This window comes from Clostridium sp. 10cd*, from assembly GCF_044336395.1.
Taxonomy (GTDB): Bacteria; Bacillota_I; Bacilli_A; order Erysipelotrichales; family Erysipelotrichaceae; genus Clostridium_AQ; species Clostridium_AQ innocuum.
Map to the genome: position 1 here is coordinate 4,199,590 of NZ_CP172347.1, position 16,765 is coordinate 4,216,354.

Annotated in this window: 13 protein-coding genes; 1 reads left to right on the forward strand and 12 read right to left on the reverse strand. The window is 43.7% G+C overall.

Features of this window, described 5'->3' with window-relative positions:
* Positions 1–43: 43 nt before the first annotated feature.
* The 3 genes from ACG3M1_RS20990 to ACG3M1_RS21000 are packed head-to-tail and all read right to left on the reverse strand — an operon-like array spanning position 44 to position 2,470.
* Positions 44–1,006, reverse strand: coding sequence for a hypothetical protein (locus ACG3M1_RS20990; RefSeq protein WP_008816463.1), 963 nt, complete (start codon positions 1,004–1,006; stop codon positions 44–46).
* A gap of 12 nt (positions 1,007–1,018) precedes the next feature.
* Positions 1,019–2,017: a dGTP triphosphohydrolase gene (gene dgt, locus ACG3M1_RS20995; RefSeq protein WP_244343371.1), complete on the reverse strand. Its 999-nt coding sequence runs from the start codon at positions 2,015–2,017 to the stop codon at positions 1,019–1,021.
* 6 nt (positions 2,018–2,023) lie between these two features.
* Entirely contained in the window at positions 2,024–2,470 is a 447-nt protein-coding gene (locus tag ACG3M1_RS21000; protein WP_008816461.1) for an HD domain-containing protein, read from the reverse strand.
* A gap of 379 nt (positions 2,471–2,849) precedes the next feature.
* Here ACG3M1_RS21000 and ACG3M1_RS21005 point away from each other — a divergent pair, with 379 nt between their 5' ends.
* On the forward strand, positions 2,850–3,779 hold the full coding sequence (locus ACG3M1_RS21005; protein WP_008816460.1) for a tyrosine-type recombinase/integrase: 930 nt from the start codon (positions 2,850–2,852) through the stop codon (positions 3,777–3,779).
* Positions 3,780–3,992: 213 nt separating this feature from the next.
* On the opposite strand, the gene ACG3M1_RS21010 is transcribed toward ACG3M1_RS21005, so the two are convergent.
* The 9 genes from ACG3M1_RS21010 to ACG3M1_RS21050 form a co-directional block, all read right to left on the reverse strand.
* Complete coding sequence (locus ACG3M1_RS21010; RefSeq protein ID WP_395814560.1) at positions 3,993–7,346, reverse strand: DEAD/DEAH box helicase; 3,354 nt, start codon at positions 7,344–7,346, stop codon at positions 3,993–3,995.
* A 430-nt stretch (positions 7,347–7,776) separates the two neighbouring features.
* Positions 7,777–8,142 (reverse strand): sporulation initiation factor Spo0A C-terminal domain-containing protein, encoded by a 366-nt coding sequence (locus tag ACG3M1_RS21015; protein ID WP_008816458.1) that lies wholly within the window; start codon positions 8,140–8,142, stop codon positions 7,777–7,779.
* A gap of 465 nt (positions 8,143–8,607) precedes the next feature.
* Positions 8,608–9,996: an NADP-dependent phosphogluconate dehydrogenase gene (gene gndA, locus ACG3M1_RS21020; RefSeq protein ID WP_009269887.1), complete on the reverse strand. Its 1,389-nt coding sequence runs from the start codon at positions 9,994–9,996 to the stop codon at positions 8,608–8,610.
* Positions 9,989–11,185, reverse strand: coding sequence for a M20 family metallopeptidase (locus ACG3M1_RS21025; protein ID WP_009269888.1), 1,197 nt, complete (start codon positions 11,183–11,185; stop codon positions 9,989–9,991). Before ACG3M1_RS21025 ends, gndA begins: the two co-directional genes overlap by 8 nt.
* A 39-nt stretch (positions 11,186–11,224) precedes the next feature.
* Positions 11,225–12,049: a PTS system mannose/fructose/sorbose family transporter subunit IID gene (locus ACG3M1_RS21030; protein ID WP_008816455.1), complete on the reverse strand. Its 825-nt coding sequence runs from the start codon at positions 12,047–12,049 to the stop codon at positions 11,225–11,227.
* Positions 12,050–12,051: 2 nt separating this feature from the next.
* A complete protein-coding gene (locus ACG3M1_RS21035) occupies positions 12,052–12,807 on the reverse strand; it encodes a PTS mannose/fructose/sorbose/N-acetylgalactosamine transporter subunit IIC (RefSeq protein WP_002606191.1) in 756 nt (251 codons plus the stop codon).
* 14 nt (positions 12,808–12,821) lie between these two features.
* A complete protein-coding gene (locus ACG3M1_RS21040) occupies positions 12,822–13,319 on the reverse strand; it encodes a PTS system mannose/fructose/N-acetylgalactosamine-transporter subunit IIB (RefSeq protein ID WP_002606192.1) in 498 nt (165 codons plus the stop codon).
* Between the two features lie 12 nt (positions 13,320–13,331).
* Positions 13,332–13,742, reverse strand: coding sequence for a PTS sugar transporter subunit IIA (locus ACG3M1_RS21045; RefSeq protein ID WP_008816454.1), 411 nt, complete (start codon positions 13,740–13,742; stop codon positions 13,332–13,334).
* 105 nt (positions 13,743–13,847) lie between these two features.
* Positions 13,848–16,619, reverse strand: coding sequence for a sigma 54-interacting transcriptional regulator (locus tag ACG3M1_RS21050; RefSeq protein ID WP_022300426.1), 2,772 nt, complete (start codon positions 16,617–16,619; stop codon positions 13,848–13,850).
* Between the last annotated feature and the right edge of the window lie 146 nt (positions 16,620–16,765).

The following is a 16,765-nucleotide window of genomic DNA, read 5'->3' on the forward strand; positions in this document are numbered from 1 at the left end:
TCATCAAATGAAGGATAATCCTATATTATCCTTTATAGTTTCCTTATTCAAATAATGCAATCAATGCATCATATAATTCCTCCGGCGTTTGAACCGGTTTACTCACCTTCTGTTTATCCACCTGGAAATCCAGTGTGTCGATAAATCTGATTTCATTTTGATACAGATAATCAAAGCCGATCTGTAAAACTGCTGCATGGCTTCGCTTCTTTAAATAGGACGCACAGTCTGCATCTATAATAATAATCTGTTTGTTTTTCACCATATTGAGCCGCTTTAGTAAATGCGGATCCGAAAACAGCCCCAAGCCGAACAGCACAATAGAGTCCGCTTCCAGAATATCTTTTTCAAACTGTTCCAATATGTCCGGATATACTTTATGCTCCTTGTTTTCAGGTGAACTGCATATAATTTCCGATGCTTCATAATCTCCATGCAGTGCTACTATCTTCATATCAATGGTGATTCCACTGTCCTTGATATCGAAAAACTCATTTGTAATCTTATCATAGTTCGTCGTATAGCAAGTAACCCTTTCATACCCTGTCTCCTGCATTTCACGAAACAGACAGCCGGAGAAGCAACTCATTTTATGAAAAGAGTTTTTATCCGTATGCTTTAATTTTGATATTGTCCGCATCGTTTTCGGTACACTGGTCTTTTCATTATCAATAATCAAATTCTGCATATTTGTTTTTATTTTATCTGAAACAGCCTTTTCCAGCTGCTCCAGTATCTCTTCTGCTTCCACCTTGGAACAAAGATTCGCCAGCCTTGATAAAAGGAACTCTCCATTCACATTTGCATCCGCTATCTTTATGTCATCCAGCAGATGGCAATACTCATTCAACAGCCCTTTTGTCTCCTTATACCATTTCATACTAATCCATTTATTGGGGCACGCATCAAAGAGCTTTTCCATAATCTCTTCTTTATACAATGGATTATTCAAATACGCACTAAAGAAGCAATTGAACCCGTTGCCTATAATGAACACACTTTTCATTCTGCTTCCCCCTTAATCTATCGCATCCAGCTCATGATATAATGTTTTTGCATACGTATCTGTCATTCCACTTAAAAAATCAGTGACCAGTAACAGCCGTAAATATAATGCGTCACGCTCCTTATACTCACCTTCCAGCTTGGAAGCTTCCTTGCGGTAATTTGCGACGTGATTTGAGGAAAGCAGACTTGTAACCTTCTTATCTATTTTCTGCTGCTTGAAGCCTGCGTTTTTACAATCAAAATATATAATAGCAGGAACAAATTTATCCAACAGCGAGTTCAGGAGCTTATGAGCAGAGATTTCCAGCTTCATAATGCTTGTATGTGTAAACGCATAATCCTTTGCTGTTTCCTTTAAAATTTCCAATGTCTTCTCATGATAGGTATCCTCCAGCAGCTCCTTGTGATATTCTCCCTTCATAATGGCCGTATAATTGATACTGAACGAATAGGCCGCACACCACATCAGCCAACCTTTTATGTATTGCAGCCAGTTTTGGACAGCATACATTTCTGCATCCTTCACAGAGCTGCATAATTCCAATCCTTTAACATAAAGCTCCGTCAGCTTCTGCTGTGCTTCCTTTACATAATAATATTTATCATTTTTATCATATTTCTGTATTTTATCTGCGATTTTCTTCCTTAACTGATGGTAGCTGAACAACCCTTTCTTAAAGGAATCCTCTACATCTGCCACGCCGTAGGATATATCATCAGCAGCTTCCAGTAAAAACGTTAACGGATGACGTACATAGCTTCCAACAGCCAAAGTTCCGGTCTTCCTGCATATTCTTTGTACCAATTCCTCATCAGCCTGAAAGAACCCCATTTTATGATATTGGATATTTTCTGCTTTATCATCGATATCTTTGGAACAGCACGGATATTTAATCAATGTGTTAATAACTGCAGCTGTAAGATTCATGCCAAATTCACTATCCGAGAACGGCAGCTTAAGTATGGAACGAAGTGCCTGCGCATTCCCTTCAAAATTCTCAAGATCCATTCGCTGCTATTTACTCAACAGGCTGTATACAGATTCTTCTCCATACATAAGCTCTTTCAAGTGATTTCGAAACCAGTCTCTTATTATCGTTTCGCCAAAATGACCAAACGGCGGATTCCCAATATCATGCAGAAGACCTGCACAGAACAGAATGTCCGGCATTGATTCTGTTTCATGCATAGAAACCCTGTTGTATTTTTTCAAACGCTTTCGTGTCAAATTTGCCAGCTGCTTGGCTGTAAATGCCGTTTCCAAAGAATGTGTGAGTCGAGTTCTTACAAAATCATTTTTGTCCAATGGAAAAACTTGTGTCTTATCCTGAAGTCTTCGAAAAGCTGCGCTCTGGATAACCGTTTGCTGATCCTTTTCAAATTCGTCCCGTAATTCCTTATCAAATTCTTCCAATGGAATCGCCGCCAGACGTTCATCTGATAACAATGCTTCCCAATTCATATTGCCTCGCTTTCCCTGATACTGTCTTTGAAAAATGAATACGACAAAAAGCCCCCGTATTTTCCCCACTCTTTTTCTTTATTATACAATAGAAACAGCTAACCATGTAAAATTTCTCGTACTTTTTTATGTTTTTTTCTATTATTGCTACCTATCGTTTTACAAATCTTATAATTCATGGAATTCATTCAGCAAATATCACTGAGAATCAACATCCATCAGCTTCCTTTCGCAAACCATTCAGCTTTTTAAATCCTTCCTCACTTCTTATCCTCTTACATTTCTCCGTCAATAAATTTCATAATTTACAGTATTTTCCATTTAATATATATTTACATATTTTACCATATAAACTAGCATAAACCTTGAGGTGAAAAACATGAACTATATCTTAACCAAAGAAATTGTAGACCGGTATCTGCAGGAATGCAGTATCGCAAAAGAGCTGAACGCCCACACACTGAAGGCCTATCAGATCGATCTGAAGCAGTTTTTATGTTTCATGGAACCCTATGCATACGATGTACAAAAGGAATCTCTGCATGCCTATATTCTGCATCTGCACAAGACATATCAGAAACCAAAAACTATAAAACGCAAGATTGCCAGCATCAATGCCCTGTTCTCCTATCTTGTTTTTCATGATCTGATGGAAATCAATCCCATGAGCCGTCTGCGCACCTCCTTTCGGGAACCCCGGCTGCTGCCCAGAACCATACCGTACACACACCTTTCCTCCATCTTCAACCGCATTTATGATGAGATGAAGAACTGCAAGACCAGCTACCAGCGCAAGGTATGTGTCCGCAATGCCGCCGTCATGGAGCTTCTCTTTTCCACCGGCATGAGAGTCTCCGAGCTCTGCCATGTCAGGGATGAAGAAATCAACCTGCGTGAGCAGTATGTCCGCATTTATGGAAAAGGATCAAAGGAGCGCATCCTGCAAATCGGCAATCCGGACGTGTTGAAAATTCTCTATTCCTACCGCTCCATGTTTCAAAAAGAAATCGAAACCAGCGGCTTCTTCTTCATCAACAAGCTCGGCAACCCGCTCTCCGAGCAATCTGTGCGCCTGTTGATTGCCCGCTATGAGAAAGCGCTGAAAATCCCCCAGCATCTGACGCCCCATATGTTTCGCCATACCTTCGCCACACAGCTGTTGGAGGAAGACGTGGACATCCGCTACATTCAGCATATCCTTGGACACAGCTCCATCACTACCACGCAGATCTACACCCACATCAGCTCCAACAAGCAAAAAGAAATCCTGTACCATAAAAATCCAAGAAATTTCATAAACCAGAGCTGATTGCACATATACTGCATCCCGCCTCTTGTCTAATTCAAATCCGAACAGCAAAAAAGAGAATTCAGAGATACTTTGCGTACATGAATTCCCTTTTTCTATATAACTGGCATTGTATTAAAGCATTCCGAAAATCTCCATCTCTTACAGGAAACTTTCTGATCAACGAGAGTGAAGACTTCCCTTCATCTTTGGTTATACACTGGCTTTCCCCGTTCAGCCATTCACCTTCAGCAGCTCCAGAATCTGATCCTTATCCATCCTCATGATATTCGTCTCATTCTCTTCCACGAAAATATCCGCAAGCTCCTTTTTCATCTGCTGTAAATGCTGAATACGCTCCTCCACGGTATTGCGCATAATCAGCTTATACACCTGCACGCGGGAATTCTGACCGATGCGATATGCCCGATCACTCGCCTGATTCTCCGCCGAAACATTCCACCAGGGATCATAATGAATCACTGCCTCCGCAGCTGTCAGATTGATACCGGTACCCCCGGACTTCAGTGAAATAAGGAACACCTTCTTTTCCTTATCCTGAAACTTCTGTACAAGCTCCCGTCGCTCCTCCTTACCGGTACTTCCATCCATTCGGAAATACGGTATATGCAGATGCTGTAGCTCAACCTGAATCAAATCCAGCATGGAGGTAAAATTGGAAAACAGCAGCACGGACTTATCATTCTCCACAAGAGAGCTCACCAGCTCCATGCAGGCCTTCAGCTTACTGGAAGGCTGCGATACCTCCTCATACACAAGACGCGGGTCACAGCAAATCTGCCGTAAGCGCATCAGCATTCCCAAAACCTGGAACCGATTGGTCTTCACCAGATCGAGCTCCTGCTGCAGCTCCTTGTTGACCTGTGCAAGATTCGCCATATACATTGTTTCCTCTGCCTCATCAAAGGCGATACTGAGCGTTGTCTCCGTCTTTTCAGGCAGCTCACTCAGCACCTCCTTCTTCACTCTTCGCAGAATGAACGGCTGTACCATTTTCTTCAGCTGCTCCTGCTTCTCCTTATGCTTTCCAAGAACGATATCCTTCTCGAAATGATGGGAGAAATAGCGGTAATCAAACAGGTAGCCCGGCATCAGAAAGTCAAAAATACTCCACAGCTCAGCCAGTGAATTTTCAATCGGTGTACCTGTCAGAGCCAGTGCATGATGGCTCTTCAGACGCTTCGTGCTTGTCGCATTCATCGTCCGCTGGTTTTTGATATACTGTGCCTCATCCAGAATCTTATAGAAGAATGTCCGGCTTTCATAATAGCCGATATCCCTCTTCAGATAATCATAGGAGGTAATCAGCAGATCCATATCCATACTGCTGCGGATCAGCTCCTCCCGCTTTGCCTGAGAGCCTGTGATACAGCAAACCCTTAAATCACTTGCAAATTTACGCACCTCATCCTCCCAGTTATACAGCACACTGCTCGGCACAACGACAATGCTGGTGCGGCCTGCCTGCTTTTCGCTTTCCAGAAAGGCAATGACCTGCAACGTTTTTCCAAGACCCATATCATCCGCCAGAATACCTCCGAAGCCATACCGGTGCATCAGCTTCAGCCAGCGAAAGCCATCCTTCTGATAATCACGTAAAAGCTCATTATAGCGCTGTGGTATTTCAATATCCTGTGTACTGATCTGCTGAAAGGAGTTCAGTATATTCTGTAAGACATCCTCTTTATGGAAGGCAATGGAGTCACTTCCCTTTGTGAATGCATCCAGCATGAACAGACGATATCCCGGCAGCTGTATGCAATTCTGCTGCAGCTGTTCATCCTCGATATGAAACTCCTGCATCATCGTATCCAGTTCCTCCAGCTGATCACTCTTCAGATTCAGCAGCTTCCCGTTTTTCAACCGATAAAAATGCTTTTTCCTGCGGTAGGCGCGCAGCACATCCAGCAGCTCCTCCTTATGAATATCACGGCTGTGTAAATCAATTTCCAGAAGGTTACCCGCAAGGCGAAGCCCTGCCTGCAGATTAACCACATGCTTCTTATTCATATTCTTCAATACATCACTGACAAAAATCTCACAATATCCCGACAGAAACGGAAGGCCGTCCCGCATGAACTCCAGCAGGGTTTCACTCACATCATGAAACAGCGCGCAATGCTCCTTCGGCTGTATGATATCCGCATACTGCCTTATGAAATTTTCAACGATCTCCTGGCGCAGCGGCAGATATTCCTGCTCATCCTGAAAGCCCGGTATCCGTTCATCCTCATACAGAACATCCAGCTGAAAATACACCCTTCCCAGCTTATCAATATCCCCATACAGCTCCAGCCCGATCGGCTCCAGCGTATAGGCATACTTCGCGATTCCATACATATTCGCATAATCACGGATTTCACTTAGAACATATTTATAGAAATCCGCAAACTGCTCATTGCGCACATACAGCTGCTGCTCACTCAGGGAATCAATCAGCTCCAAACACTTCCCCTGTTCATCAAAGCGATAGCGGTACAGCGTATCATCCTGCATGCGGTACAAGTGATGCCGTCCCCGAATACCGCTTTTCAGCAGCGACCAGTTGCGGAAGGTAAGCAGAACAAAATCCTCCTCACTCTTTACGCGGATGTCCAGCAGCTGTCGTTTATCCTTCATCTGAATGTTGCGATAGCGCTGTGGAAGGCGCCCCAGCAGCTCATAAAACTCATCCATATACAGCGGAGGAATCTCCATAACGCTCGGATTGGATACCAGCGTCTTTCCCTCATAAAAGCAGTTTTTCAGAAAACGGATCAGATCCTGGCTGTCTTCATCAAAGCGGTTTATCGAATGGGTGAACGCCAGAGACATACCATATTGTGCATAGGTCTGCTGGGCAAGACGCTCAAAGAAATTCGCAAGGCTGCTGATGGTATACCATTTCCGGTCTCCGATTTTCAGTGCGATATACATATGCTGCTGGTCAGTGACCTCAGCTTCCACAAACAGATGCACCTTTTCCACATGCTCACGGTTTTGCAGCTCCTGATAATAGACCTTGCTCTCCTGCAGAATATGACTGGAGGTCGCAAACTGCTTCATCAGCTCTCTGCGGCGGGTATTCTCCTTCACCATCGCCTCGATGTTCTGATGCTCCTTCAAAATTTCCATCTGCAATCTGCCCTTTTTTACAGGTACTGCTTCCTTTTCTGCAGAAATCCTCTGCTTCTCTTTCTTAACAGGTGATGGACTCTGCTGAAGCAACGGAAGTTGTGCAGCCGGCTGTACGGCGATTTCTTCCTCTTTCCGTTCATAGGAATATGGAAACTTCTCCGGCTGCAGATCATGAATCTGATACAGTACGGCAAGCAGATGCTCGCATATTTTTGTTCGCTTGCAGCTGCAGAAATAATAATCCACATCACTCTCCGCATTTAATGTAAACTGCAGTGTCGCATAAAACTTGCCACTCAATGTTTCCATCCGTGCCTCTACGTGGTACTCACTCTGCGTTTTTGCTATATATATTTTTTTAATCAGGTTTTCCTGTTGAACCTTTCTGGCCTTGATCAGCTTTGTTTCACTTTTTGTCTGTCGCTTAATATCATCTACCGTTAATCTCACAGCTTCATCCCTTTACTCCTGCTTTTCCAATCTTTACAAACATGCAGGGTATCCTTTCTATTCCGAATACAAAAAAGCATCCAATACGTCATGTTACGTATTGCACACTTTTCCTCGCGTTTCTTCTTATATGATACCTGCAAATCCAAATAAGTCAAGCCGCTTTTCCTTTATTTTCTAAATCCGTCAGGAAAAACAGATACGATTCACCAAAGCAGCATGCGCTGTTAGGCGCTGTTCGCTGAAACAACAGCAGTCTATGACAGTCTGTAAACTCTTTATGCTATCAAGCAATGGTATCTCTATCAGCCTATATCTGTGTTTCAAAGCGGTGAGGCATTACGAAAACAGCTTACTGTACATTCTGAGCTTCTCTGTAATAAGGCATCCCGCACTGCAGCCATACATTCTGCCAGTAGCACAAAGCAGGCTACATATGCCGAACCCGCAGGACATCCACAACCATCATAATAAATTCCCGGTTGGTCGGCTTACCTTTATTCTTACTGATCGTATTACGGAACACGGAATACAGAAAGTCCACATCCCCGCGATCCAGCGTTGCCTCTACGGCATTGCGGATACTGCGCTCCACACAGGAAGGCGTCGTATCATAAGCCTCAGCTATCGTTGCATATAAGCCATTCATCATATTCTTTAATAGCTCCGGATGAGCATAAACTTCCAGGATAGCGCTGCGCAGATAATAGTGTCCTTTGATGTGTGCGGGTGTTCCCATGTCATGCAAAAGATTTGTAACCTCTTCGTATAATTCCTTTGTCAATGTATCCATCATAAAATTCCCTCCATCCATTTCTCTGATTCCACACACTAACAATAATTTAAATCTGTCCAGAAGTAAACCGATGTCGTTATCTGTCGAAATTTATAATTTATAAAAGCGTTTGTAATTACAGGCCATTGCAGTCTTATCAGGGTATCCCGTATCGTCTGGTGTATTTCTATGATGATCCTTATGCCAACAGTAACAGGCGTTCACAATTCCCTGCCGCATATAAAAAAATGAAGGGTTCATAACGAATCCTTCGAGCGGGCAGACGATCTATATAAGCATTTAAAGACCGCCGCTTATTCAAGCCTGCACATCCATCTTACAGCAGGAAGATATACGGATGCCTTATTGCAAGCATCCACAAACAGCATAAAGAATCCAAATCTATTGGTATACACAACAGATTGGATTCTCTTTTTTCTATTCACACTGAGTAAGCATGCCGTATATCAGAAAATGCTTCCGCATTTACTTTAGCCAATCACTGTGGAACACCCCTGCCTGATCCACACGCTCATAGGTGTGTGCACCAAAGCAGTCCCGCTGTGCCTGTATCAGATTCGTTTCCAGACTTGCCGTGGTGTAGCCATTGACATAATTCATCACACTGCATAAAACCGGTATATACAAGCCCTTTTGCAGAGCGAAGCTGATGATGCGCTGTAAATCCTCTCTGCCCTGTTTCACATACTCTGTAAACTGATCGGATACAAGCAGATTTGTAAGGTTTGCATCCTTGTCATAGGCCTGATATATATCCTTTAAGAACTCTGATTTGATAATACAGCCATTCTGCCATATCACCGCAAGCTGCTTGGTATCAATATGGTAGCCGCATTGCGCATTCACGGCAGCTATGAGGGAAAAGCCCTGTGCATAGATGCTCGTTTTTGCCAGCAGCACCGCCTTATACAGATCAGCAGCCAGCTGCTCATTGCCGGTTTCTTCATCCTGTGTACCTGCATAGCACTGTTCCGCCTGTAGCCGTTGGGCTTTCATGGAAGAAAGAAATCTTGCTTCCACAGCCTCTATAAGGCTTGGCACAGGAACACCGTATTCCAGAGAAACACATGCTGTCCATTTCCCGGTTCCCTTCTGCTTTGCGACATCCAGCACCTTGTCAAGCAGCCATTCCTCCTGTTCCTTTTTTTGCAGGATATCCTCTGTGATATCCAGAAGATACGAGGCAAGATTATGCTGATTCAGCTGATGAAATGCCTTTTGCACAGCGGCACGATCCTTTGGATACAGCCTTTTCAGGATTGCATAAAGCTCCGCAAGCAGCTGCATATCGGCATATTCAATACCATTATGCACCATCTTCACAAAATGGCCGGAGCCTTCTTTTCCGATATAGGTACAGCAGGCTGTGCCGTCTTCATTTTTGGCAGCGATTGCAGTAAAGATGTCCGCAATTTCGTAATAGGCCCTGTATTCCCCGGAGGGCATGATGCTGGGACCATGCAAGGCTCCCTTTTCTCCACCGGAAACACCGCTTCCTATCAGATAAAATCCATCCTGCTGCAGGGACTGCATTCTGCGCTGTGTATCCTCATAATAGGAATTCCCGCAGTCTATCAGTATATCCCCTTTCGCAAGCAGTGGCTTCAAGGATGCAATGACACTGTCCACCACACGTCCTGCCGTTACCATTAGGATGATTTTACGCGGTTTCTCAAGGCTGTTGACAAAGGCTTCCAGTGACTCATATCCGAAAAGCTTCGGATATTTCTGTGTAAACTGCTTTGTGATTTCTGTTTCTATATTGTATACAGATACAGAGAAGCCGTGCTGCATGATATTGCGTGCCAGCGACTGTCCCATGACGCCCAGTCCGTATACTCCGATATTATTCATAGCGAGCCTCCTCTTCCTGACGGCGCTTTAATTCCTCCTTGGCCTGCTTGAGCAGCTTCGGGTTCTGATACAGCGTCAGAATACTGTTTGCCATTGCCTTGCTGGAAATATCAAGACAGTGTTTGCCGGCATCGGATATTGCGAGCTCGCGAAACTGATCGGTATGGCCGGATATCTTCTTTTCCGGAAGCAGTGTCATATAGAGATTGCATGCGGGAATCACACGGGAAACATTTCCCAGATCCTCTCCACCCGCATCACTCGGCATTCCCTCCATCATGGGCTCCCCAAGTGCCAGCATTTCCTGTCTGCACAGCTCAGCGAGCACCGCATTCGGCATACGCCCGTAATATCCCGGTATTTCCTTATAGCTTACCCTGCAGCCGCTGGCCAGTGCCATGCCTTCTGCAATGTTTATGATTTTCTGTTTGGTGGTTTCGATATCCTTTGCCCGCATGGTGGATATTTCCACCTCCAGCCTTGCATAATCCGGAATGCGTCCGATATCCCGTTCACTTTCCGCTATGATACAGCAGATATGAATAGAATCACGCAGCTGCTGCCGGGCAAGTCCCACTGCCTGATAAAACAGATTCGCCGCATCCAGTGCATTGATGCCGTTTTCCGGATGGGATTCTGCGTGTGCACTCTTACCGAAGTACTCTATTTCAAAGTCGGTAAAGGAAGCACATTCGCCTCCGATTCTTGCCATGGCACTTGTCGGATGCATCAGGAAAACAGCATCCAAACCGTCAAATACACCCTGCTTAAGCATGATGATCTTTCCTCCGCCATCTTCCTCGGCAGGTGTTCCATATACCTCGATGCTGCCTTCCAGCTCACTGCTCTCCAGAACCTGCTTTACTGCGACTGCACAGCCTAGCGCACTGGTTGCGATCAGGTTATGACCGCAGGCATGCCCCAGTCCCTTTAATGCATCGTATTCCGCAAATACGGCAATTCTTGGACCGTTTCCTTTTTTGAACACAGCCTGAAAGGCCGTATCCAAACCGGCGATTCCCGTCTTCACAGCAAATCCCTGCTCCTGCAGATAAGAAGAAAGCGCATGTGCAGCTTTCTTCTCTTCAAAGGCAATTTCAGGATTTGCATGGATATAGGAGGCCAGCTTCCACAGATGATCAAAGTGTTCATCTATAAATAAATTAACCTTTTTTTTTAATATTTCCATATAAAATCTCCCCTAATTTAATAGTTTTTAAGATCTTGTTTAAACTATATCAAAGAATGACAGTATAAGTGAAGCAATAATAATACCAATTAGGATACCGCCATACTTTGTACCTTTTTTCTTCATGTAAAAATAAATACCTGTAATCACAGCAAAAGGCAATAACCCTGGCATAATACCATCTAATATATTCTGAAGTAAAATCGGATCACTATTTTCCAATTTAAAACCTGCCGTTGTTGTTAGTGATACAAAACTTGCAGACAACGCTCCCATCATCATTAGCCCTAGGATACTGCAGGCATCAATTATTCGATTCATTAGTCCACTTTGTATAAGCTTACTGATAGCGTTACGGCCAAGTGAATATCCCAGACGGCACATATAGTAGCCAATGAAATATCCAGCCAAAGGAAATAACAATACGAAGAATGCACCAATTAGATTGTTGCTTAGAGCCATCGTTGTAGCAAGTGCAAGACATATAGGTTTAAGTGTACCCCAAATCAATGTGTCTCCAATTCCTGCTACAGGGCCCATCAATCCAGTTTTCAAAGCTATTATCATTTCTCCAGAAATTTCCTTATTTGCTGCCTTTTCTTCTTCCAACGACATCGTAATACCATGAATTACAGAACCTATAGTTCCCTCCGTATTGAAGAATTGCAAATGGCGAAGCAGTGCCTCCTGATACTCCTCATCATTTGGATATAGCTTCCGTAATGTATTTTGAATACTGGCACAGAAAGATAATGACTGCAGTCGATCATAGCAATGTGAAACTTCACACAGCCAATACCATTTATTATAAGCTCTGAATAATTCTTTTTTTGTAATCTTTGATTTCTTAACTGCTGCTGTCATGATTACACCTCCCTTTCTTTTTTATTTTTAAGGAACAAATATAATAAAGCAATACATGTTCCGAAAATTGCAACTCCCATTGTAGCTACTTCAAAGTATATAACTAAGAAATATCCAATTACAAAGAATGGTAGAAATTCCATTTTTCCAATTGTATACACCGCCATTGCAAAACCAATTGCGGGTAATACGCCGCCTGCTACTTCAATACCGTGCATAGCCCATGTTGGAATTGAATTGATTACCCCTTCAACGAGCGTAGGCGCCAGTATATTAGCGAGAAAAATCGGTATAGCAGTTAGAAAGAACGTGAGTATAAGTGGGTATACAGAAGCATTACGTGTAACTGCTGCATAATTTCCGTTTTCTACGCTTTTTTGTGCGCGAATAGTAAACGTTGAGTTGATTGAATATTTAACGTTCCATAGTATAGAACCCAGTATTCCAAAAGGGACTGCTAAAACAGTTGCTGCGTGTGCATCAAGCCCTGTACGGAGTGCAATCGGAATAGCTACCAATGCTGCGCTAGAAGCACACGCTGGAACAGTACCTCCTGGATAAATGATTCCTAAATACATTAACTCTAAAGATCCCCCAATCATTAAACCTTGCTCCACCTGTCCAGTTAAAAGTCCAAGAAGCGCACCTACAAGAACAGGCTGTCCCAGAGTATCACTCAGGGTATAACCAAAATCTGTCGTTGATACAAACTGCCAAATCCCACAAAATGCTGCAATCAGCAATAAACTAGTATCCATATTCATTTCCTCCTCTATTCATTGAACTCTAATTTTTCAATCACTTTCTCTATTTCATATTTCTGCTGTGTTGGTACAACCTGTATGTGAATATCACTTCCTTCCGCTATCATTTCCTTCAAAAGTTGTACATCCTTTGCATCAAACGAGATTCCACTGGAAGTATTGATTCTACCAGAACCTCCACCAAGCCCTCCAATTTGTACCTCAGGAAGAGGGAAGCCTAGCCTCTGAAGATTTCGTATATCACTAACGTTTTTAAATAAGAGCAAAACTTTACCTTCTCCGAACTGATCTGTTGTCCACTTAGCCATTGCATCATCTACTGTAAAAATATCTACCTTAACATTAGATGGAGCAGCCATTTTATAAACACTAGCTAAAAACTCATCCTTAGCCAGCATATCATTAACGATTATAATTCGATTTGCATTTGCCTGTTTCACCCATTTGGTAACTACCTGACCATGTATCAGACGAAAATCAATACGCACTAAATTTATATCAGCCATATAAAAACCTCCTTATTTGCGCTCATTAAGCAATTTTATAACATCTTTTCCACTATCTCTCAGTATTTCCAGTCCTACTTCAACTAACTCCTGTCTAGGGCGAAGATTTCTTTGTGAGGTCACCTCGATATACATCGCCAGATTCAATCCGGAAATCACCTGCATGTCATATGTTTTCGACAGAATCGCACATGTCGTACACGGTGTTCCGCCAAACAGATCCACCAGGCACAGAACCTTACCATCACCCAGCTTCTCCAGCTGCTTCTCCAGCATTGCTCTGTAATCCTCCGGCTGCATTCCCGGCATCAGAGAAAACGCAAATACATTCTCTGCCTCACCGGCAATCATCTCAGCGGATTTCATCAGTTCTTCACCGAATCTGCCATGTGTACAGACGAAGACCCATACATTATCCTCCATAACTTACTCCTTTCTTATTACCTTCACTCATTTACTAGCAAGTCCCATGCCAAAATAAAAAAGTGCCTGTTTATCAGCACTTTTCCATCTCTGTATGCTAGTGTGTCATTCTGTGTCAAAGTTATCCATGATGTAAGCCACTTCTGTGTCAGAGATGCGGATTTGAAATTCCCGCTCAATGATTTTCATCGCTGTACGGACAAGACGATACAGCTTTTCATTTCGCTGAATACGTTCCTGACAGGCATCATATTCCATCTCCGCACCACGAATACAGCGCTCAATCATACATCCGACATGCATCATATAACCAATCAGTATCCGGTTATAGTCGTCAATATCCCACATTTTGGATATGACCTGGAAGGATTTGCGTATCACATCATCTGCTTTTATCGGGTCAAGGAACACAAGCGATTCCTTCAGAAAATTATTCATGACGATATTGGAGGAAACCGGCTCCCTGTCTTCAACCCCAAGTGCTGTGGATATGATTTGTGCGATTTTTGCCAAACCGTCCTCCAGAATGATTTTATCACTGGAAATGTACAGCGTATCCTCCAGATGCAGATCTCTGGCACCGACAACGGCAAGAATACGTTTATTTTCCAGATGCTTTTCTTTAAAGGATTCCGTATTGCATGCAACAATATCGATATGATATTCGTCTATGGCAGGAATGGCGGAGCGAATCAGCTCTCCCAGCTTAACCGCTGCCCCTTCGCCGCTCAGACAGGTCGTTACAATGACATTCTGGTGCAGGGCCTTTTGCTTGATTTCCTTGGAGTACAGCTTTCCGATATACGGAGTATAGCTTCGCAGCTCGCGATACAAATCGTCCAGTGTATATTCGCTCAGCATCGTTTTCCGCAAAGCTTCCAGTACAAACGGTGTGGATATCATATCGATTGTCTTTGTTGGAATTCCTGTTTTCTGTGTAATGATTTCCCCAAAGGATAGCAGGGAGCCCATATCGACAAGAATGAACACCCCCTTTCCCTCATCAATTTCCTTCACTTTGCGTGTCACCGTTTCCAGAAAATCATCCACACTCTGATGCAGGCTCATATCAAGCGCATGACCATGGCGTGTGTCCAGCAGCGCGTTGGCAACATCCACCATATTGCGTGCCACACCGTTTCCATGTGCCAGTGCAAGAAGTGCAATCGCTCCGTTTACCTGCGGCTTATCCTTTTCAATACACAGAAACATTGTAAAGAAGACGATTTCCTGCGGCGGAAACGGAATTTCCAGCTCCTTCTGCAGGAAGCTCATGATTTCCATTGCCACATGATATTCATTCGGATTTTCACTGAGAACGTCGTAGATGTTTGCATTCAGCTCATGCTCCTTACGCTTGTTTTCCATCAGTGCGGATATATGCAGCGCCATTGCCGTATACACCTTTTTGGAAATCGGATAGCCAAGTCGCTGCTGAGCCAGCTGCAGGGCAACCTCTACTGCATGATATACATGAATCGGTACAATTTTGTAAAGCATTGCTTCACTCCCGGATTCCTCAATCTGATTGCTTAAGGTTTTGATATAGGTTTCGATATACATGCGCATATGACGGTTGATGTTTGCATTGTCAAAGCCCTTTGCCTCATAATCCTGAAAACGGCGGTTCATTTCCTCATAAATATTCAAAAACTCGCCATCATAGTGTTCCAGCTTTGTTTCCTGATCATAGACGAAGATCTCCTGATCATGCATCGTCAGAAAATCATCAACCTCCTTCTGCTTGCCGGAATTTAAAAGACCGTGATAGATATGCTCCTGCAGTAAGGACAAAGTAATGCGAATCACGTTATCCTGACGGGATATATGCTCCAGAAAGCCGTTGGCACATAGCAGGCGGATATCCGCCTTCAGCTGCCCGATGTTCCCCTTGCAATCGTAGGACAGCAAAGCCCGCATGACCTTGGCCTTAACCTGAATAGGAATTTTGACCTGGTTATATTCCTGACGGAAGAATTTTTCAATCAGCTCATAGCGCTCTTCAATGGAGCGTTCTTCCAGAGAAGGCATGGTGATCGTCATCGGTATCCTTCGTAAAAAGGTCTGAAGCAGACTGGATTCCAGGTTTTCCGTTGTTGCGGCGATGATCAGCACTCTGGCATCCTTGCTAGTTTCATTGGCTCCCAGCTTGCGGTATTCTCCCTTGTCCAGCAGCATGAACAGCATTTCCTGCCCCTCCGGAGGCAGCCGGTGAATTTCATCCAGAAAGAGGACACCGTTTTGTGCCTTTTCCACCAGACCTTCACTTTCCCTGTCTGCGCCGGTATAGGCACCCTTTACATATCCGAACAGCTGTCCCAGCAGAAGCTGTGGATTATCCGCATATTCGGCACAGTTGAAAATAACAAACGGTGCAGTCTTTTGCAGTACACCATGATCCTTGGCATACTGATACATGATTTCCGCAAACATCGTCTTACCCGCACCTGTTGGTCCCACCAGCAGCGTATGCAGGCCAAACGGCGGATAGATCATAGCCGCCTTTGCCTTGTTGATCATCGTCTTCAGACTTTTATCACTGCCGATCAGCTTATCAAAATCATTTTCGGTATACACTTCTCCTCGTTCCTGCAAATATTCCTGCAGAGAGGAAACAGCAAAACGTTCCAGTGAATGCGCCAGCAGGACCTCCATGCGTTCCCTGTCGAAATAATAAACCGGTCTTCCGGTGATCTTGATAACTGCATTCTCCTGAAAAAGCTGATTCAGTTCTTTACTTACATTCGCCCGATCCATCCCCATGAAATCGGATAGCTGCTGTGCGCTGACCCCCTCATAGCCTTCCTGTATGGAAGAAAGGCTGATGTCTGCACAGAGCTGCTTCAATGTGTCTGCTACCCTGGATTTTCTCCGCATGTTTTCACCTCTTTATTCTGATACGTGTTCAATGCGATTATAAGTTATAAGTATTTGAAAGTCAAAATGTCTGTGTGAATTTCCTGAATTTTACTTTACATAAGCAGGCGGTTTCTACACATTATTTATATCGCTCCTTCCTACGT